The following is a 230-nucleotide window of genomic DNA, read 5'->3' as shown; positions in this document are numbered from 1 at the left end:
CTAATTTGCAGTTCCCTGACGTAGAAGCTCTACCTAAACAAAGTGATACAAGAATTGCATATGAGAAGTACGAAGAGGCATTTAATAAAACTGCAAAAAAACACGCTGATGTTACGTTAGTGGTAGAGACGAAAAAAGATATGAAAGAAAAAGAAAGTTTACAAAAGATAGAAGAAATCGTTCAAAAGTTAAAAGATGATAAGAAAGTATATGAAGTTAGAAGCTTATAC

The 230-nt window shown here is 31.7% G+C and carries 1 pseudogene; it reads left to right on the top strand.

From position 1 onward, the window contains the following. Window positions 1-230: pseudogene (locus SB658_RS28110) on the top strand (MMPL family transporter); the annotation flags it as partial.

It is taken from the genome of Bacillus sp. SIMBA_008 (genome assembly GCF_046535495.1).
Taxonomy (GTDB): Bacteria; Bacillota; Bacilli; order Bacillales; family Bacillaceae; genus Bacillus; species Bacillus subtilis.
This window is presented reverse-complemented; position numbering and strand designations above follow the sequence as displayed.